The sequence below is a fragment of the Vreelandella sp. GE22 genome, assembly GCF_968212445.1.
In genome coordinates this window covers 90,124-108,884 of the sequence record NZ_OZ309110.1, presented here as the reverse complement: position 1 = coordinate 108,884, position 18,761 = coordinate 90,124, and the positions used below count along the sequence as shown (strand labels likewise).

20 protein-coding genes are annotated in these 18,761 nt (G+C 60.2%); 13 read left to right on the top strand and 7 right to left on the bottom strand.

Going from position 1 to position 18,761, the window contains the following annotated elements; translation table 11 throughout:
• Window positions 1-46: 46 nt before the first annotated feature.
• Window positions 47-367, bottom strand: coding sequence for a flagellar hook-basal body complex protein FliE (gene fliE / locus ACWHRL_RS00505; RefSeq protein WP_447527352.1), 321 nt, complete (start codon window positions 365-367; stop codon window positions 47-49).
• 275 nt (window positions 368-642) lie between these two features.
• Between fliE and fliF the strand changes: the two genes are divergently transcribed.
• From fliF to fliR, 13 genes are all read left to right on the top strand, one after another.
• A complete protein-coding gene (fliF, locus tag ACWHRL_RS00500; RefSeq protein ID WP_447527351.1) occupies window positions 643-2,412 on the top strand; it encodes a flagellar basal-body MS-ring/collar protein FliF in 1,770 nt (589 codons plus the stop codon).
• A complete protein-coding gene (gene fliG / locus ACWHRL_RS00495; RefSeq protein WP_447527350.1) occupies window positions 2,405-3,412 on the top strand; it encodes a flagellar motor switch protein FliG in 1,008 nt (335 codons plus the stop codon). Before fliF ends, fliG begins: the two co-directional genes overlap by 8 nt.
• Entirely contained in the window at window positions 3,405-4,175 is a 771-nt protein-coding gene (locus tag ACWHRL_RS00490) for a flagellar assembly protein FliH (RefSeq protein ID WP_447894836.1), read from the top strand. The genes fliG and ACWHRL_RS00490 overlap by 8 nt, the downstream gene beginning before the upstream one ends.
• Window positions 4,172-5,563: a flagellar protein export ATPase FliI gene (gene fliI / locus ACWHRL_RS00485; protein ID WP_447894835.1), complete on the top strand. Its 1,392-nt coding sequence runs from the start codon at window positions 4,172-4,174 to the stop codon at window positions 5,561-5,563. The genes ACWHRL_RS00490 and fliI overlap by 4 nt, the downstream gene beginning before the upstream one ends.
• A 1-nt stretch (window position 5,564) precedes the next feature.
• Window positions 5,565-6,017 (top strand): flagellar export protein FliJ, encoded by a 453-nt coding sequence (gene fliJ / locus ACWHRL_RS00480; protein ID WP_447527347.1) that lies wholly within the window; start codon window positions 5,565-5,567, stop codon window positions 6,015-6,017.
• A gap of 22 nt (window positions 6,018-6,039) precedes the next feature.
• The gene (locus tag ACWHRL_RS00475; protein WP_447894834.1) at window positions 6,040-7,800 is read left to right on the top strand and encodes a flagellar hook-length control protein FliK; all 1,761 of its coding nucleotides are present in this window, start codon (window positions 6,040-6,042) and stop codon (window positions 7,798-7,800) included.
• Between the two features lie 153 nt (window positions 7,801-7,953).
• Window positions 7,954-8,427, top strand: a complete 474-nt coding sequence (gene fliL / locus ACWHRL_RS00470) for a flagellar basal body-associated protein FliL (protein ID WP_447894833.1) — start codon at window positions 7,954-7,956, stop codon at window positions 8,425-8,427.
• Window positions 8,428-8,448: 21 nt separating this feature from the next.
• On the top strand, window positions 8,449-9,507 hold the full coding sequence (fliM, locus tag ACWHRL_RS00465; protein ID WP_447527344.1) for a flagellar motor switch protein FliM: 1,059 nt from the start codon (window positions 8,449-8,451) through the stop codon (window positions 9,505-9,507).
• Entirely contained in the window at window positions 9,500-10,009 is a 510-nt protein-coding gene (gene fliN, locus ACWHRL_RS00460) for a flagellar motor switch protein FliN (protein WP_447894832.1), read from the top strand. Before fliM ends, fliN begins: the two co-directional genes overlap by 8 nt.
• Complete coding sequence (fliO, locus tag ACWHRL_RS00455) at window positions 10,006-10,440, top strand: flagellar biosynthetic protein FliO (RefSeq protein ID WP_447527342.1); 435 nt, start codon at window positions 10,006-10,008, stop codon at window positions 10,438-10,440. Before fliN ends, fliO begins: the two co-directional genes overlap by 4 nt.
• 101 nt (window positions 10,441-10,541) lie before the next feature.
• Complete coding sequence (fliP, locus tag ACWHRL_RS00450; protein WP_447896137.1) at window positions 10,542-11,246, top strand: flagellar type III secretion system pore protein FliP; 705 nt, start codon at window positions 10,542-10,544, stop codon at window positions 11,244-11,246.
• A gap of 33 nt (window positions 11,247-11,279) precedes the next feature.
• Window positions 11,280-11,549, top strand: coding sequence for a flagellar biosynthesis protein FliQ (fliQ, locus tag ACWHRL_RS00445; RefSeq protein WP_447527340.1), 270 nt, complete (start codon window positions 11,280-11,282; stop codon window positions 11,547-11,549).
• 1 nt (window position 11,550) lies between these two features.
• Window positions 11,551-12,339 carry a flagellar biosynthetic protein FliR gene (gene fliR / locus ACWHRL_RS00440; protein ID WP_447527339.1) on the top strand — a complete coding sequence of 263 codons (789 nt, stop codon included), beginning with the start codon at window positions 11,551-11,553 and terminating at the stop codon, window positions 12,337-12,339.
• A 54-nt stretch (window positions 12,340-12,393) separates the two neighbouring features.
• On the opposite strand, the gene flgL is transcribed toward fliR, so the two are convergent.
• From flgL to flgG, 6 genes are all read right to left on the bottom strand, one after another.
• Window positions 12,394-13,329 carry a flagellar hook-associated protein FlgL gene (gene flgL, locus ACWHRL_RS00435; protein ID WP_447894831.1) on the bottom strand — a complete coding sequence of 312 codons (936 nt, stop codon included), beginning with the start codon at window positions 13,327-13,329 and terminating at the stop codon, window positions 12,394-12,396.
• A gap of 14 nt (window positions 13,330-13,343) precedes the next feature.
• Window positions 13,344-14,972, bottom strand: coding sequence for a flagellar hook-associated protein FlgK (flgK, locus tag ACWHRL_RS00430; protein WP_447894830.1), 1,629 nt, complete (start codon window positions 14,970-14,972; stop codon window positions 13,344-13,346).
• A 60-nt stretch (window positions 14,973-15,032) separates the two neighbouring features.
• Window positions 15,033-16,082 carry a flagellar assembly peptidoglycan hydrolase FlgJ gene (gene flgJ, locus ACWHRL_RS00425; RefSeq protein WP_447894829.1) on the bottom strand — a complete coding sequence of 350 codons (1,050 nt, stop codon included), beginning with the start codon at window positions 16,080-16,082 and terminating at the stop codon, window positions 15,033-15,035.
• Window positions 16,082-17,164 carry a flagellar basal body P-ring protein FlgI gene (locus tag ACWHRL_RS00420; RefSeq protein WP_447530482.1) on the bottom strand — a complete coding sequence of 361 codons (1,083 nt, stop codon included), beginning with the start codon at window positions 17,162-17,164 and terminating at the stop codon, window positions 16,082-16,084. The genes flgJ and ACWHRL_RS00420 overlap by 1 nt, the downstream gene beginning before the upstream one ends.
• Window positions 17,165-17,224: 60 nt before the next feature.
• Window positions 17,225-17,866: a flagellar basal body L-ring protein FlgH gene (locus tag ACWHRL_RS00415; protein ID WP_447894828.1), complete on the bottom strand. Its 642-nt coding sequence runs from the start codon at window positions 17,864-17,866 to the stop codon at window positions 17,225-17,227.
• A gap of 89 nt (window positions 17,867-17,955) precedes the next feature.
• A complete protein-coding gene (gene flgG / locus ACWHRL_RS00410) occupies window positions 17,956-18,738 on the bottom strand; it encodes a flagellar basal-body rod protein FlgG (RefSeq protein ID WP_447527334.1) in 783 nt (260 codons plus the stop codon).
• Between the last annotated feature and the right edge of the window lie 23 nt (window positions 18,739-18,761).

Genomic DNA, 18,761 nt, shown 5'->3' with positions numbered 1-18,761 from the left:
TAAGGACACGCTGCGGCTGCGCCACGCCTTGAGCGTAGCGCAGGTTTTAAACCTGCATGTTCATCACGTCACGGTAGGCGCTGACCAAACGGTTACGCACCTGCAGCCCCATTTGAAATGCCACACTGGCCTTTTGCATGTCGACCATGACGTCGCCGAGCTCCACGTTAGGCGCGCCGGCTTGGAACTCCATCGCCTTGGTGTCAGCGCTTTTTTGTAGCTGGTTGATACGCCGGATGGAGGCCTGCAGCTCGCCGCCAAACCCACTTTGCCCTAGGGCGGCCGGCTCGCTTTTCAGGGGCGCTCCGGCTTGAGAAGCCATGCCCTGCATCTGCTGTAGCGCGGACTGAATGGCGGGTGAACTCATACGTATGCCTCATCGTCGATACGGTTGAAGTAATGCCGCTACCCTACCACTGGCAGCACTCCCCTCATACGAACAAATAAGTCATAAAAGCTGAGCTTTTCCTTCGTTCACGCTCGACACGCCTAAGCATAATGGCGCACATCAAAGTTCCGCATCAGTTTATCTATTTTAACGTCTGTGTTCACGACTTACCGGGATTGACGAGTATAGCCTATGCTTTCATTGATGATGCGCTTGGGCCGTGACCAGCTTTGCTCAACCTCCAGGAGGAATACATGAGCGAGACTGGTGCTACGGCAGGCCGTCAAACCAGCTCGACCCCTAACGCTTCCAGAGGCGACACGGCAGAGAGTTTAAAAAACAACGCCACGCTTACGCGCTTGAAACAGCAAATGCGCGCGAGCCCGTTGGTGGTCTTAATCGTGGCAGCCGCGGCGTCTATCGCGTTGGTGGCTGCGCTTTTCATGTGGGCGGGCAGTCCTGAATACCGGGTGCTTTACAGCAACCTGGACGAAGCGGACGGCGGCCGGATCATCTCCGAGCTCGATAGCCGCGCTATTCCCTATCGTTTCAGCGATAGCGGGCAAGCGCTTATGGTCCCCAGCGATCAGGTCCACATGCTAAGACTCCAGCTTGCCGAACAGGGGCTTCCCCGGGGCGGCAATCAAGGGCTCGAGCTAATGGACAACCAAGCGTTCGGGATCAGCCAGTTTGCCGAGCAGGTTAACTTTCAGCGCGGGCTCGAAGGTGAGCTTGCCCGCTCGATCGAGTCCCTGGGTCCGGTGGAGCGGGTGCGCGTTCACCTCTCTTTGGCCAAACCTTCGGTCTTTATTCGCGACCGTGAGCCGGCCAAGGCGTCTGTCGTACTCACGCTTTTGTCCGGGCGCGTACTCGGTGAAGGCCAGGTCAGCGCGATTGTGCACATGGTATCGAGCAGCGTACCCGAGCTTGCCGCCGAAGACGTGACCGTCGTGGATCAAAACGGCCGCCTGCTTTCGGCAAAAGCCTCCCAGGGTAACGACCTGGACGGTACTCAGCTCGCCTATATCTCCGAGGTGGAGCGCTCCTATCAGCAGCGTATCGAAAACATCCTGACGCCGATTTTGGGAAGCGATAATGTGCGCGCTCAGGTCGCTGCTCAGATCGACTTCTCGCGGCGCGAACAAACCTCCGAGCGCTACGGGCCCAACCAGCCGCCGAACGAAGCGGCGGTGAGAAGCCGTCAGTTAAGCCTCTCCTTCGATGGCGAAGATCCGCTGGCGACCGGTATTCCTGGCGCGCTGAGCAATACGCCGCCAGGTACGGCGCCTTCGTTCATCAACCAGGAGGGCGAAGGTGAGGATGGCGAAGAGCCGCCGGAAAACGCGCTTTCGAACCTGCGCCAGGACGATGTCGTCAATTACGAAGTGGATCGTAGCATCGAGCACGTTCAGCAGCGCCTCGGCCAGGTTCAACGCTTGTCCGCCGCGGTGGTCGTCAATTTCAGAACCGTGATCAACGACGAAGGTGAAGCCGAGCAGGTCGCCCTGACGCCGGAAGAGGTAGGGCAGCTGGAGCGGTTAGTGCAGCAGGCGATGGGCTTCTCCGAGGTCCGCGGCGATCAAATCGAAGTGGTCAATACGCCCTTCGTCCGCGCCAGCGACATCGAAGACGACACCGTCTGGTGGCAGCGCCCGGCAACGCTTTCGCTTGCCACGACTCTTGGACGCTACCTGATGGTCGCCCTTGTCGCGCTGCTGCTTTATCTGCTCATTTTGCGCCCGCTGATCAAGCGCTATACCCAGACGCCTCCCGCTGCAGCACCGGCGGCGCCCGGTAGCACTTTCCGCGCAAGCGTTGGCGATGAAGAAGAAGGTGAAGGCGGGCTTGGCGAAGAGGGTGAGCGCTCGGAGTCGGAAGAAGACGACACCTACGCGGAGCGTCCCAAGCGCCGGCGTAAAACGTCTCTTTACGAGCACAACCTTAAAGACCTGCAGGATATGGCCAAGGATGACCCACGTATGGTCGCCATGATTATTCGCAGCTGGATGAATGCCAATGAGTAGCGCCATCGAACAAATGGGCGGCGCCCGTAAAAGCGCCATTCTCCTGCTCACGCTGGACGAAGACAGCGCGGCAGAGGTGTTCAAGTATTTAAACGCCTCTGAGGTACAGGCGATCAGCCTCGAGATGGCCAGACTCGACCAGATTTCCCACGAGGACATGAAGGCCGTGCTGGAGGCTTTCCAGCGCGAGACCGACGAGTTCGTGGCGCTGAACCTCAACTCGAGCGACCATATTCGCTCGGTATTGACCAAGGCGCTGGGCAGCGAACGCGCCTCGAGCCTGATCGAGGACATTCTCGAGAGCACCGGCAACAATTCGGGTATCGATGCGCTCAACTTGATGGAAGCCTCGATGGTATCCGAGCTGATCCGCGATGAGCATCCGCAGATCATCGCCACGATCTTGATTCATCTGGAGCGCAATCAAGCCGCCGACATTCTCGAGCTCTTCGAAGAGAAGCTGCGTAACGACGTCGTGCTGCGGATTGCTACCTTCAGCGGCGTTCAGCCCGCCGCCCTCCAGGAGTTGACCGAAGTGCTGACCAGCATGCTGGATGGTCAGAACCTCAAGCGCAGCAAGATGGGCGGCGTAAGAACCGCGGCGGAAATTCTCAACCTGATGAACTCGTCCCAGGAAGAGGGCGCGATCGATACCGTGCGTGCCCACAACGAAGACCTGGCGCAGAAAATCATCGACGAGATGTTCCTGTTCGAAAATCTTCTCGACCTGGACAGCCGGGCGGTTCAGATGGTACTCCAGGAAGTCGAAACCAACTCGCTGGTTATCGCCCTCAAGGGCGCTCAGGAGGCTTTGGTGGACAAGTTTTTGCGCAACATGTCGCAACGCGCCGCGGATTTGGTGCGCGAAGACATGGAGGCCCGTGGCCCCATTCGTGTCTCTCAGGTCGAAACCGAGCAGAAAGCCATTTTGCAGGTGGTCCGCCGCCTGGCCGACTCCGGCGAGATAGTGCTGGCCGGCGGAGACGACGAGTATGTGTAGCGGCCGCACGAGCGAGTTCGACCGCCACGGCCAGTGGCAACGCTGGCAGATGGACGAGCTCCAGAGCCACGCTTTCGAGGCCGGTGATGACCATGCCGCCTCGCCAAGCGCTTATCAGCGCCGAGTCGCCGCCGCGCAAAAAGCCGCCGAACAGGCACGTCTTCGCGAGGAGCAAGAGCGTGAAGCCGTTTACGAACGGGTACGCCGCGAAGCCGAACAACAGGGTTATCAGGACGGTCTCGCCCAGGGCCATCAGGAGGGTTTCGAGCAAGGCCTGAGCGAGGGTCGCGCAGAGGCGCAAAAAACCCTCGACGAGCAGATCCATCAGGCCATCAAGCCGCTTGAAAACCTGGCCAAACAGTTCGCTGACGCCCTGGAGCGCATCGACGATACCATCGCCGACGATTTGGTCGAGCTTGCCATGATGACCGGGCGCCAGCTCGCCCTCGACGCGCTGGCCGAACAGCCCGAACAGATTCTTCAACTGGTGCGCGAGCTTTTACATACCGAGCCGCCGCTCACCGGCCAGCAGCGCCTGTGGCTCAACCCGGATGACCACGCGCTTGTAGAAGAGCGGCTAGGCGTCGAGCTAAGCGCGGCCGGGTGGGCGCTACAGCCCGACGACCAGCTTGCCCGCGGCGGATGCCGGGTGACCAGTGCCCAAGGGGAGCTCGATGCAACCTTCGAGAGTCGCTGGCAGGCCATCACCTCCCAGATGCGCAGGCGCAATAAACCCGCGGATACCGCCGAGGACAGCGCATGAACAGCGCCGCCACCCATACTCACTCGCAGCACTGGCGCAAGGCGCTCACGCGGACCTCGCGCCGGGTAAGCCAGTTGCCCCACTACCGGCGTAGCGGCCGGGTAGTGCGCGCGACCGGCATGGTGATCGAGGTCGTGGGGCTGCGCGTGGCGGTAGGCAGCGCGTGCCGCATCGAACTGCCCGGCATGGACGGACGAGTCAACGATAGCGAGGCGCATGCGGAAGCCGAAGTGGTAGGGTTTTCCGGCGAAAAGCTCTTTTTGATGCCGCTCGAGCAGGTTTCAGGCCTCATGCCCGGTGCACGTGTTTCGCCGCTGGTCGATGGTAGCGGCCATAGCGCGCGGCGCTTTCCCATTGGCGATGAGCTTCTGGGCCGGGTGCTCGACGGTAACGGCAACCCCCTGGATGACCGCGAAGGCATCGACGAGGTCGCCCGGGCAACACTACATACCGCGCCGCTCAATCCGCTGTCGCGCGCGCCGATCGACACCCCGATCGATGTCGGTATTCGCGCCATCAACGCGCTGTTAAGCGTTGGCAAGGGCCAGCGCATGGGGCTTTTCGCAGGTTCCGGTGTGGGTAAATCGGTGCTGCTGGGCATGATGGCGCGCTACACCCAGGCCGATGTTATCGTGGTCGGGCTGATCGGCGAGCGCGGCCGCGAAGTACAGGATTTCATCGACAATATTTTAGGCCCGGAGGGGCGCCGCCGAGCAGTGGTCGTGGCCGCCCCGGCGGACACCTCGCCGCTTCAACGCCTGCAGGGCGCCTCCTACGCCACACGCTTGGCCGAAGGCTTTCGTGACAGCGGGCGCAACGTATTGCTGATTATGGACTCGTTGACCCGTTACGCCATGGCCCAGCGTGAGATCGCGCTGGCCATCGGCGAGCCGCCGGCGACCAAGGGTTATCCACCCTCGGTGTTCGCCAAGCTCCCGGGGCTGGTCGAGCGCGCGGGTAACGCCGAACGCGGCGGCGGTTCGATCACGGCGTTTTACACCGTTTTAACCGAAGGCGATGACCAGCAGGATCCCATCGCCGACTCGGCCCGGGCGATTTTGGATGGCCATATCGTGCTGTCGCGCAGCCTGGCCGAGGCGGGACACTACCCGGCCATCGATATCGAGGCGTCGATCAGCCGGGCCATGAACGCCGTCGCGACGGACGAACAGATCAAACGGGCACGGACCTTTAAGCAGATTTTTTCACGCTATCAGCGCAATCGCGATTTGATCAGCGTAGGGGCGTATAGCCCCGGGCACGACCCTCGGCTGGACGAGGCGGTCAACCTGTTTCCAGAGCTCGAGCGCTTTTTGCAGCAAAGTATCGAAGAGCGCGCCACACTTGAAGAGTCAAGACAGGCACTAGCGCAGTTGGTGGGAGGCTAATATGCAGCATTCACAGCTCGACATTTTAACCAATCTGGCCCGGGACGCTCGCGACCAAGCGGGTAAGCTATTGGCCGAAGAGCGCCAGAGCCAGCACCAAACCCAGGCGCAGCTCGAGTCGCTCAGCCGCTACCGCGCCGAGTACGCCGAGCGCCTGCAAATGGCCATGCGCGACGGTATCGACCCGGCGACCATGTTCAACTATCAGCAGTTTTTGGCCTCGCTCGACGCCGCGCTCAGCCGCGCCCGTCAAGCGCTTACCGCCCAGCAAAAGCGCGTTCAACAAAGTCAGCAGCACTGGCAGCAGGAGCAGCGTAAGCTCTCCTCCTACGACACCCTGGCATCGCGGCGGCTTCTCGAAGAGCACCGCCGCCAGGAGCGGGCCGACCAGAAAGCCAACGACGAGTTCGTAACGTCCCAGACCGCCCGCCGTTCACCGGACAGTTCGCAGTAATGCGCGCGAGGATTTCAACACCATGACTATGTCGCTACTGCTACACACCAGCCAAGACCTCTCTAGCTCGGGCCTCTCAAGCCAGGGTCTGCGCGGTGCGCTCACCACCACAAAGCCGTCGTCCGGTGCTTCCGAAGGCTTTCAAACGGCGCTGCGCCAAGCATTCGATACCCGCGCGGATACGTCTCGCACCAGCGGTCAGTCGCAAGCGCCAGCCCAGGAGCACTTTCGCGCCGCGCTGGCCGCGTTGGGCGTCGAACCCGATACGCTGGATGAAACCGCTATCAGCACGCTGTCCGGTCAGCAGAAAACGTTGCCACAGGGCATGCTCGCGGACTTGCGCGATGCGATGAGCGCGCTAGGCGTGGACGGGGATGCACTCGATGAAACCGCGCTACGCCAGGCGCTGGAGACCCGCGCAGCTGCGCCTTTAGCCGGCCAGTCTCAGCCCCAGGATGCGGTGGCACTCGACGTCTTTCGTGATGCGCTGAGCGCGCTGGGCGTGGACGCAGAGGCACTCGATGAAACGGCGCTACGTCAGGCGCTTGATACGCTCGCAGCCACGCCTTCAGCCGGCCAGTCTCAGCCGCAGGACGCGGCGGCGCTCGACACCTTTCGCGAAGCCCTGACGGCACTGGGTATCGAGGCCGGCACGCTCGATGACGCCTCCTTGAGCGCGCTTTTTAACGCCACCGGCCAAGCCTTGGCGGGCGATGTACCCAGCGATCAGCGTCTCGAGACCCTGGAAAATATGTTCGCCAGACTCAATGCTTCCGCGTCTGCTGACGAAAACCCGATGATGGCACCGCTTACCTTCACCGATACAGCGCCCCTGTCCGGGCCGGCTGACGGTGTGGAAAAGCAGGAGTGGGCCGATGCCCCGTTGGACGAAGTGCAGGCGCGCCTGGCGCTGATGGCGGCGTTTGCCGAAACGCCAGCGCAAGCCGCTGAGCCAAGCGTAGCCGATACGGCGCAGCTCAATAGCGCAACACCGGCGACCTTTGCACTGAGTGAGGCGGCAAGCCAGGTGTTGAACGCCGCTAACGCTTTGCGCGCCGAGGCCGACCCGACCGCCAGGTGGGCAACCTCCGCCTCGGGTGAAACGCGGCCGACCTGGAGCGCTCAGGGAGCTTCGCTCTATACCGCTGCCACGACCCTGTCCACCGCACCCGATGGCGGCCTTACCCCGGCCCCGCTGGTAGCCCGCAGCGATGCGATGCCAGCAGCCACGGCGAGCCTGTTACAAAACGCTTCGGCACCGGCCACTTCGACGGGCGCCGAGCAGGCAGGCCTGGGAGCGGCCCCTGGCGGCGCACCGGTCGCAACGCCTGGCAGTGCCAGCACGGCCATCAACGCACCGGTCACAAGTGCCGCGTTTCCTGAAAAGCTTGGCCAACAGCTGATTCAGCTGACCCAGCGCGGCGGCGAACAGCACGTCAAGCTCGAGCTACACCCGGCAGAACTGGGGCCGCTTTCGATCTCGCTGAAAGTGAGCGAACACGGCACCCAGGCACAGTTTTTCTCGGCGCATGCCCAGGTCCGTCAGGTCGTCGAACAGGCGATCCCTCAACTGCGCGAAGCGCTGGCCGAACAGGGAATCTCGCTGGGCGAGACCTCGGTCGGTGAACACGGCCAGCCTAACGAGCAGGCCTTTGCCCAGGCGAATGGCGCTTCTGCTCGAGGCGGCAGCGACGCCGCCGAGGGTGGGCTGGATGGCATCGACGCCGGCCTGGCCACACCGGTGCGCCTGACGCTGGATGGGCGAGTCGACCTCTACGCGTGATGGCGGGCCCCGCGGGCCAGTCACCATCTCAACGCCTTAAAAAGCTAAGCCAAAAGATAGGCTCTCCTGGAGAGTCTGTTCATTTACTAAGCGGCTGGCTCATTAGGCATAATGCATGGCATTCGTCATACGCAAGGATCATGGGAACAGTCAATGGCAGAAGCAAGCGGTGGATCCAAGAAACTGCTTTATATAATGATCGTACTGGTCGTCCTGTCGGCACTCGGTGCCGCGGCTGCCGTTTACATGGTGCTGGGCGGCTCAAGCGACGATGAGGCGGGCCAGACCCAAGTGGCCGCCGAACCCGAACCGCCGGTTTTCACAAGCATCGAGCCCTTTACGGTGAACCTGGCGGACGACAACTACGGTTCACGCCTGCTGTATACCGGCATTACGCTGCGCGTCGGCGGTGAGCAGAGCAAAGCCATCATCGAAGAGCATATGCCCCAGGTACGCAGCCGCTTGCTGATTTTGTTGTCCGGCAAGCAGGCCAGTGAATTAACGTCTATCGAAGGTAAGGAGGCGCTTGCCCAAGCGATTATCAGCCGGCTCACCGTTCCACTAACGGAAAACCAGCCGCCGCTTGATCTGCAGGAAGTGCTGTTTACCGATTTTATCGTGCAATAACCTCGGGCGCGGGAGCCGTTCATGTCACAGGACGATCTACTGTCCCAGGAAGAAATCGATGCCTTGTTGAAAGGCGTCAGTGGAGATGAGGAGCCAGCAAGCACCTCCTCCTCTCCTTCAAAAGATGATCAGCGCATTCGTCCTTACGACCCGGCGACCCAGCACCGGGTCATCCGGGAGCGTCTGCACGCGCTGGATTTCATCAACGAACGTTTTGCCCGCTACTTTAGAAACGGGCTGTTCAACCTGATTCGTAGAAGCGCCGATATCACGGTGGAATCGGTTCGCTATCAAAGTTTTAGCGATTTTTCGCGCAACGTACCGGTGCCCACCAACCTCAATATCGTCTCCATGAAACCGCTACGCGGCTCGGCGCTGGTCGTCTTTCCGCCTAACCTGGTGTTCATGGTGGTGGATAACCTGTTTGGTGGTGACGGCCGCTTCGTGACCAAATCCGACGGCCGCGAATTCACTAATACCGAGCAGCGCATTATTCAGCGCCTGCTCAATCTGGCCATCGACGCCTACCAGGAGGCCTGGAAGGTCGTCCACCCGCTGGAGGTCAACTTCCTACGCTCCGAGGTACAGGCCAAGTTCGCCAACATCACCAACTCGCCTAACGAGATCGTGGTGAATACCAAGTTCAATATCGAAGTAGGCAACCTCTCCAGCAGTTTTCAGATCTGTATGCCCTACGCCATGATCGAACCGCTGCGGGATCTTCTTGCCAACCCGATCAACGACAGCAACCACGACCACGACGGCACCTGGTCACGGCGCATGGCCAGCGAGCTGCGCCAGACAGAAATCGAGCTGATTGCCGAGTTTGCCCGGATCCCAAGCCGCATCGCCCAGGTAATGGGGCTGAAAAAAGGCGATGTACTGCCCATGGACATTCCCAGCACCATTACCGCCAGCGTCGATGGTGTGCCTGTCATGGAGTGCGAGTACGGAAGCCAGCAGCAGCACCGCGCTCTGCGCGTGCTCAGCGTGACCGACCACGGTGCCATGAATAACGCCGCGTCCCTGGACTTCATTAAAAGCCCGCGACGCCAATCCAAGGAACAAACGCATGACTGATCCTAACAAACCCGATCAACCTGTTTCCGACGATGATTGGGCGAACGCCATGTCTGAGCAAGTCCCCGAGTCGGACGCCGCCGGCGAAGAAGACCCTTGGGCGGCCGCCATGGCCGAACAGGAGTCCGCCGAGCAAGAAAGCGTTGAACAAGCCCCGGAAGCCGAGCCGCAGCCCGCCGCCAGGGCGGCAAGCGAAGACATTTTCCGCCCGCTAAGCGGCGAAGGCGCCACCAGTGTCTCCCGGGACCTGGAAATGATCATGGATATTCCGGTCAAGCTCACCGTTGAGCTCGGCCGGACCAAACTGACCATCAAGCAGCTTTTGGAGCTTGCCCAGGGCTCGGTCATCGAGCTCGAGGGGTTGGCCGGCGAGCCGATGGATATTCTGATCAATGGCTATCTAATCGCCCAGGGGGAGGTCGTGGTGGTGGAGGATAAGTACGGTATCCGCATCACCGAAATCATTACCCCCTCCGAGCGTATTCACAAACTCAACCGATGAGCGTCGCGACTTCCACAAGCCAGCCAGGCTCGGTCGATGCGCTGGGCTCGGATGCGCTGGTCGGTATGGCAGCGCTGGGTAAAACCGCCGCAGCGTTGGCGCTGGTGGTGGTCATCATTTTGCTGTGTACGGCACTTTTGAAGCGTATACAGCAAAAGCGTTTCGATAGCGGTGCGCGGCTGCGCGTGGTCGGCACGACAGCGGTGGGCGGACGCGAGCGCATCGTGGTGGTCGAGGTGGAGGATACCTGGCTGGTCGTGGGCGTTGGCGGTGGGCAAATCACCAAGTTGCACGAGCGCCCTGCCCCCACCGACCGCCAGGTGCCCGAAACGGAGGTGTCCGCCGGGTTCTCCCAGCGTCTGGCGAAGGCGATTTCGGGCCGCCGTTCTGATCCCGCCTCCTCCGAGTCAAGCCCCCCTCCATCGCCATGAGAGACGTCATGCCCCGTTATCGGTACCCTCTTCGCGAGCGGCTCGCTTATGCACTGTTCGGCGCGCTGCCGTTTTTACTGTTGATTTTGCTGCTCCCCAGTATGGTCTCGCCCGCCGAGGCCCAGCAGCTCCCGCCCGGGCTGATCTCACAGCCGCTGGAGAATGGCGGCCAGCAGTGGTCACTGTCGTTACAAACGCTGCTACTCTTGAGCTCGCTGGCGTTTTTACCCGCCATGCTGTTAATGATGACCAGCTTTACGCGCATCATTATCGTTTTGAGTTTGTTGCGAACGGCGATGGGCACTCAGTCTACGCCGCCCAACCAGGTGCTCTTGGGTATCGCGTTATTTTTGACCTTTTTCATCATGTCGCCGGTGATCTCCGAGGTGTACGATACGGCCTGGCAGCCGCTCAGCAACGAGACGATCAATTTCGAAGAGTTTTTGGTGCGCGCTCAGGTGCCCTTTCGCGAATTCATGTTGGCGCAGACCCGGGAACCGGACTTGGCGCTGTTCGCGCGTTTGGCAGATGTCGGCCCCATGCAGGGTCCCGAGGATCTGCCCATACGGGTACTGCTGCCTGCCTTTGTCACCAGCGAGTTGAAAACCGCCTTTCAAATCGGCTTTACGATTTTCATCCCGTTTTTGATCATCGATCTGGTCGTGGCCAGCACGCTGATGGCACTAGGTATGATGATGGTACCGCCGGTGACGATTTCGCTGCCGTTCAAACTGATGTTGTTCGTGCTGGTGGACGGCTGGCAGCTGTTGATTGGCTCACTGGCGCAAAGCTTTTACATGCTATAGCGCCTCGGTGACCCCCGAGCGAGAGGAGCGATCATGACCCCCGAAATCGTAATGAGCATGGCCTACCAGGGAATGCGTCTTACCCTGTTCATGGGCGCACCGGTACTGCTGGCGGCGCTGTTTACTGGCCTCATCATCAGCCTTTTTCAGGCCGCCACCCAGATCAACGAGATGACCTTGACGTTCATCCCCAAAATTCTGGCGGTCTTTACCGTACTGGTACTGGCGGGCCCCTGGCTGATTGGCCTGATTACCGACTACACCCACCGGCTATTTACCAATATTCCCAATATGGTGATGTAGGGTGGTCGACATCACCTTTACCCAGCTTCAAGCCTGGCTTGTGGCTTTTTTTTGGCCCTTCGTGCGGATTACCGGCTTTATGGCCATCGCCCCGCTCTGGGGGCACTCGAGTATTCCCAATCAGGTCAAGGTAGGCCTGGCCGCACTGGTCTCCATCGTGATCGCCCCCGTGCTTCCGCCCATGCCCGAGGTAGCGATCTTTTCCTGGGCAAGCCTTGGGATCATGATCGAACAGCTTCTGGTGGGCCTGGCCATGGGGCTGGTGATGCACATCATCTTTGCCGTGGTACAGGCCTCGGGAGAGTTCATCGGTTTGCAGATGGGTCTGGCGTTCGCCAGCTTTTTCGACCCGTCCAGCGGCACCAACATCATGGTGCTTTCGCGCATTCTCTATATGATCACGCTGCTCATGTTTCTAGCGCTGAACGCCCATCTCATGGTGCTGGAAACCCTGATCATGAGCTTTCAAACCCTGCCCGTCGGGCTGGGTGGCCTAAATCCCAACGCTTTTGAGCTGCTGGCCCGCTACGCCGGGACGATTTTCGCCTCGGGTATGCTGCTGGCGCTGCCTTTGGTGGCGTCTCTGCTCATCATCAGCCTGTCGCTGGGCATCCTCAACCGCTCGGCTCCTCAGCTCACCGTCTTCAATATCGGCTTTCCTACCTCGCTGACGGTGGGGTTGGTGCTATTGATGGTGCTAATGACCGATATCGGGCGCTTTTTGCAGCCGCTATTTAGCCAGGGCATCAACTTCATGCAGAGCCTGATCGAGACCATGGCGGGCCTGTAAAAAAGCCGCCCCAAAGGGCGGCTAAAAACCTGCATCAAAAAAGCGGTTTACGGCTTACAGGTAGTCGAATAGCGACATGCTGCTCATATCCACGAAGGTACGCTGGGCGGCCTGCATACCGACCTGACGCATGCTGTACTCGGAAATCGCCTCGACCATATCCAGATCAACCAAATCAGACATCGTTTGCGTGTAGTTCAACATGCGGTTACTGGCAACCGAGTCGACCACGTCCAGCTCGTTTAGCCGAGCGCCGGCCGAGGCGCGCTTCGTTAATACATTATCCAGCGCATTATCGAGCTCATTCATCGAGGCCTTGAGCGTGCTGTGCAACTCCTCGCCAGGTGTCGTCGGGCTCTCGAGTACGCTCAGCGCATCTTCGATCGTGCGAAAAAGATCAGGGGCGGCTCCCGTCTCCTTTGCGCTGTTAGTTGCCTGTTTGAAAATCTCGTCGCCGGTCATGGTGACCTGCATACGCCGAGAGGAGTCGATGCGCTGTTCACGGTTTTCAGTGCCGCCGACGTAGGATACGCCGCCACTTTCATTTTTCTCGAAAGGGGGCTTATCGTCTGCGTAGCCACCGAAAAGATAGCGGCCGTTGCCGTCGGCCGAGTTGGCCTGACCGATCAAGGTTTCGTAGACGCCACGCAGCTCGCTTGCAATCGACTCGCGGTCGGTAGCGCTCAACGTATCGTTGGAAGCTTGAATCATCAGCCCTTTGGCGCTGGTGATCGAATCGCTGACGCTATTGAGGATACTCTCGGTTTGCGACAGCGAGTTGCGCGCCGATACGCGCGAGTCCGTGAACTGCTCGGTCATCGCCATGGACTGGGCAACGCCGACCGAACGTGAGGCGGCCTGCGGGTCGTCGGAGGGGTTGACCACCCGGCGGCCGCTGGCAAGCTGCTGGCTCACCTTCAAAAAATCGCTTTGCTGGCGGTTGATGGATGCCGAGCTTTGTTCGTACATGGTAACGGTGCTTATACGCATAGTAGGTATCTCCCCTAGCTCCGCAGATTCAGAATGGTATCCAACAGGGTGCCAGCGGTATCGATCACTCGTGCGTTAGCCGCGTAGAACTGCTGGTAGCGAATCAAGTTGGCCGCCTCTTCATTGAGGTTGACGCCGGACTCGGACTGCTGCACCGCGCGCAGCTGGTCGGTCAGCCCCTGGCGGGCGTCCAGGTTCACCTGGGTAATGTTGGTGCGATTACCCACATCGGAGACCATCGCACCGTAGGCGCCACTGAGAGAGGCGCTACCACCTACAACACTTCTGTTACTTTGCAGATCCTGCAGCGCCAGCGCATTGCGGTTATCGCCAGCGGAGCCTTCGGTGCCTGCCGCAATTTTGCTCGGGTCATCAAACGCTGTTTCCATGCCCGCCCCCGCCCGGCGTACGGGCTGGATTTCGAAGCGATCACCCGTTCGTGGAGCGCCATCGAACTCTATGCTGAGACCACCAAACTTTAGCCCTTGTCCCGCATCCCAGGCCGCCTGATCGAACTCTACGGCACTGCCGCTACCCTTACGCGTAACGCTTGGCTGGCCATCGTCGAAACGCACGGTATAGTCCGTTGCCCTAAGCTGATCGATATTGCTAACGTCGAACGTTATCGACGCCACCTCAGCATCACCCTTGTTTTTCAGGTTCGCATAGGCCTGTGGTTCGCGTAGGGAGAAAAAGTCGCCTCCCTGTTCACCCTTTAGATCTACGCCCTCCTTGTGCTGCTCATTGAATGCTACCGAGAGCGATACGGCCAACTGACCAATCTGATTTTGGGTTTTGTCCAGGGTTTCGCCGCGGAAACTCATCAGCCCACCAAGCGAGCCCCCCTTGATAGAGGATTCACTTAGTTGAATGGTGCTACCCGCGCCGTCACGGTAGCCCACTACCGTACGTTCTGGATCATTGTCGGCCTGAACGGCTTCGAGCCTAAAGCTCGATGTACCGGTCACCAACGGCTGTCCATTGGGCAGGCTAACGTTATAGGTTTTACCGTCTTGAACATCCAGGCGCAGATCCATACGCTCATTGAGCTCGGATATTAGTTGGTCACGCTGGTTGAGCAAACTATTGGGAGCCTCACCGGAGCGCGCCCGCGCCAGGGAAATCTCCCTATTGAAGCTGGCAATTTGCTCGACGGTGTTGTTGATCTGGGTAACTTCATCCTTTATTTGGCTATTGATGTTGTCCTGCATATCCTGCAAATAGCCATCGAAGGAGCGGAACTGGGCGCTCAACGTATCCGCCGTCCCCATCACGCCTTGACGAGAAGCGGGGTCTGACGGCGCACTGGCCAGATCTTCAAGGGAAGAGAAAAAATCCTGTATCAGCGGCGAAAGGCCCGCTTCGCGGTCGGCCAGCAGGTTGTCGATCTGCGATATTTGCCCCGCATAGGTCTCAAGCGCGCTGGACTGGGTCTTGGCGTTATTGAGCTGGTTAGCCACGTACGTGTTGAACTGGCGCTCGATGGCGTCCACGCGCACGCCGCCGCCCACGTTGCCTTCACTGAGCTTGGGCAACTCGCGATTATAGCCGGGCGTAAACAGGTTGCTGATATTGTTACTGGTCGCGCCGAGCGCTCTCTGCGCTGTATTCAGGCCACTTAAGCCCGTTGAAAACATGCTCATGGTTCAAATCCTCAAGCTGATACTCATTTATCGGCAGCGCGGTGCACAACTTGAATGACGTTAACGTGCGTCGGCCAAAAACGCCGGCCCGGTGGGCAGCGGCCCCATGGTGTTCATGATGGCGACGAGCTTATCGGCGTAGCGCGGGTCGGTGGCGTAGCCGCCACGCTGTAGCTCACGGGCAGCCTGCTCGGCATTTTGCGCCTCGACGACACCAGCGTAACGCGGGTTTTTACCGATCAAGTTGGCATAGTCGGTAAAGGCGTGCTCGAAGGAGTCATAGACTCTAAACGTGTCCACCATCTGGGTGCGCTGACCGTTGAGATATTCGTGGGTCGTGATATCGGTGGTATTGCCCTTCCAATGGCTACCTGCCTTGATGCCGAACAGGTTATGGCTGTTGCGCCCTTCGTGGGTCGCGATTTCGTGTCGGCCCCAGCCGGTCTCAAGCGCGGCCTGAGCCAGAATCAGCTCGGCGGGAACGCCACTGGCCCGGCTGGCGGCCTGGGCAGGCTCGGAAAGCGTGGCCATGAACCGCTTCACGTGATCCGGCGCGTTGGGGTTGATCACCGGTGCCGTCATGGGCGCGTTAGCCGCGGCGGCGGGCGCGTTACCAAGCGACTCGGCGCTCGCTTGCGGCGCAACCTGGCCCTGGCGGACCGCTTCGAGTTCGCTCAAGAAGCGCCCGCTCGCTTGGCCGCCCGGACCTGGGGGCTGTAGCGGGTCATCCAGCACGCGCGGCGTACCCCGCGGGATACCGGCAATCAGCGCCTGAGTCTCATCGTCGCCTTGAGCAGTGCCCTTGATAGCGCCCTGGCGCTGGAGCTGCTCGTACAGTACGTCGGCCAGGCCCATACCTTTATCGGCAATGACCTGGGACCACTGTTGATCGAGCATTTGCTGATAGGTGTCGGTCGTACTGCTGCTCATCAATCCGGAGGAGGGAATCGCTTCGCGCATGCTTTTCATCATCATCTGCACGAACAGCGCTTCGAACTGCTGGGCAGCGCCGTAGGCGCCCTCTTCCGGGTCGACCCGGGCGTTGTGCTGCATGCGCTGAAAGCCGTTCATATCGAAGGCGAGCTGGTTGGCCATGCTGTTGACACTCATCAGATCACCTCGAGCTCGGCGCGCAGCGACCCGGAGGCTTTTAGCGCCTCCAGAATCGACATCAAGTCCTGGGGCGTGGCGCCCAGCGCGTTCAAGGCGTTGACCACGTCGTTGAGCTGAGCGCCTTCGACGATCTGCAGATAGGCCTCTTGCTGCTCGATATCGATATCCGCATTGGGTACCACCACGGTTTCACCCTGGCCAAAAGGCGCTGGCTGGCTAACACCGAACTGCGAATCGATCATGATGGAGAGATTACCGTGGGCAACCGCCGCCTGGCGCAGCGTGACGGCGCTGTTCATGACCAGCGAGCCGGTACGCGAGTTAAGCACCACCCGCGCCGGGGCGTCCATGGGTGTGAGCTCGACGTTCTCCACCCGGGCCATGAAATTTACCCGCAGGTTGGCGTCCATGGGGCCATCCAGGGCAATGACGCGCCCATTACGCGCGTAGGCCACCGACTGGCCGAATTCGTTGTTGATCGCCGTCACCATGCGCTGCACGGTGCCAAAGTCGGAATCATTGAGCTGGAGCTCCAAAAGCCCGCCATTGCCGCCCAGATTGAGCGCTACTTCGCGCTCGACCAGGGCGCCATTGGGGATGCGCCCGGCGGCCTGCTGGTTGATCTGCACGCTGCTGCCGCCCGCTTGGGCGCCCGCCCCGCCGACCAGCATATTGCCCTGGGCAATCGCGTAGGTATCGCCGTCGGCGCCTTTCAGGGGCGTCATCAACAGCGTGCCGCCGCGCAGGCTACGGGCGTTGGCAATCGACGAGACGACGATGTCCAAACGCTGGCCCGGGCGAGCAAACGGCGGCAGATCGGCGGTGACCATGACCGCGGCTACGTTACGCAGCTGCAAATTGGTGCCCGGCGGCACGCTAACGCCAAGCTGCGAGAGCATATTGGTCAAACTCTGGCTGGTAAACGGCGCCTGGGTGGTCTGGTCACCGGTGTTATCGAGACCCACGACCAGGCCGTAGCCGACGAGCTGGTTGTCTCGCACACCGGCGAAATTGGCAAGCTCGCGTACGCGTTCGGCAAAGGCGTTGCTTGCGACCAGACATAGCGCTATCAGAGCCATCGCCTGAATCCAGCGCTTGACGTGTAACCTTGAAGTCATCACAACTCTCTTCTCGAGCGCCTAGAACGGCGAGACGTTAAGGAAGAAGCGCTGCAACCATCCCATGTGCTGCGCCTCGTTGATATAGCCATCGCCCACGTACTCGATGCGCGCATCGGCCACCTGATTGGAAGGCACCGTGTTGGCCGCGGTCACCGTTTGTGGGTTGACGACCCCGGAGAAGCGGATGAACTCGGTCCCCTGGTTGATCGCGATCTGCTTTTCCCCGCGTACCCGCAGGTTGCCGTTATTAAGCACTTCCAGTACCGAAACCGTGATCGTACCGGTCATGGTGTTGTTCGCTTGGGTAGCGCCGCTGCCAGAGAAAATATTGTCACTGGCGACATCGAAACCGTAATCTTCCAGAAAGTCGATGATATCGGGAATCTGAGCCAAATCGAGCGAAGCCGAGCCACTGCGGTTAGCGCTCGACTGCGAGGTCTGGCTCGCGCTGACCTGCTCGTTGAGCACGATGGTCAGGATATCGCCGATCGCCCGAGGGCGGCGATCCTCGAACAGCGGCTGATAGCCACGGCGCGACTGGTAGATCGAACCGTTGGCCACCGCCGGCGGCCGGTCCACAATATCGATCTGCTCCTGCTCGCCGACGACCGAAGCACGAGGGATCTGTGCACACCCAGCGGCGGTTACAATCAATAGCATGAGAGCCAACTGCGCTAAACGGCGAAAAGCGGTGTTTTTAAGCATCTTGCGACCTCGGAAGCCTCTATCAAGCGCTCCTTGATACAGGATTAGAGCTGGCTCAGGCGGGCCAGCATCTCATCGCTGGTAGACACCGCTCGGCTGTTGATTTCATAGGCGCGCTGGGTCTGGATCATGTTGACCATTTCTTCCACCACGTTGACGTTGGAGGTCTCCACGTAGCCCTGGAACAGACGCCCGGCACCGTTGTTGCCCGGAACATCCTGATTGGGCGCCCCGGATGCGCCTGTCTCCAGGTAGAGGTTGCCGCCCACGCTCTCAAGACCGGCCGGGTTGATGAACGAGGCAACGTTGATCTGGCCGATATCCGCATCCTGGGCAATGCCGGGCTGGCGAACGCTGACCGTACCATCCTCGCCAATAGCGACTGACAGCGCATTGGGTGGCACGAAGATAGCGGGCTCGAGGGGGTAACCATTCGCGGTCACCATTTGGCCGTTTTCATTGAGCTGAAAACCACCATCCCGGGTATAGCCCACCGTGCCATCCGGCAGCAGCACCTGGAAAAAGCCATCGCCGTCGATTGCGAGATCCCGGGAGTTGCCGGTTTGCTCCAGACCGCCCTGAGTATGCAGCCGCTCGGTGGCCACGGCACGGACACCGGTACCCACCTGCATGCCCGAAGGCAGGCGATCCTGAATGTTGTTCTGGGCGCCTGGCTGGCGCATGTTTTGATACAGAAGATCTTCAAAGACCGGGCGCGAGCGTTTGAAACCGTTGGTGCTCACGTTGGCCAGGTTGTTGGAGATCACGTCGAGCTTGGTCTGCTGCGACTCGAGCCCCGTTTTTGCCGTCCACAACGACTTAATCATGGTGTCTTCCCTCTAAACCAGGC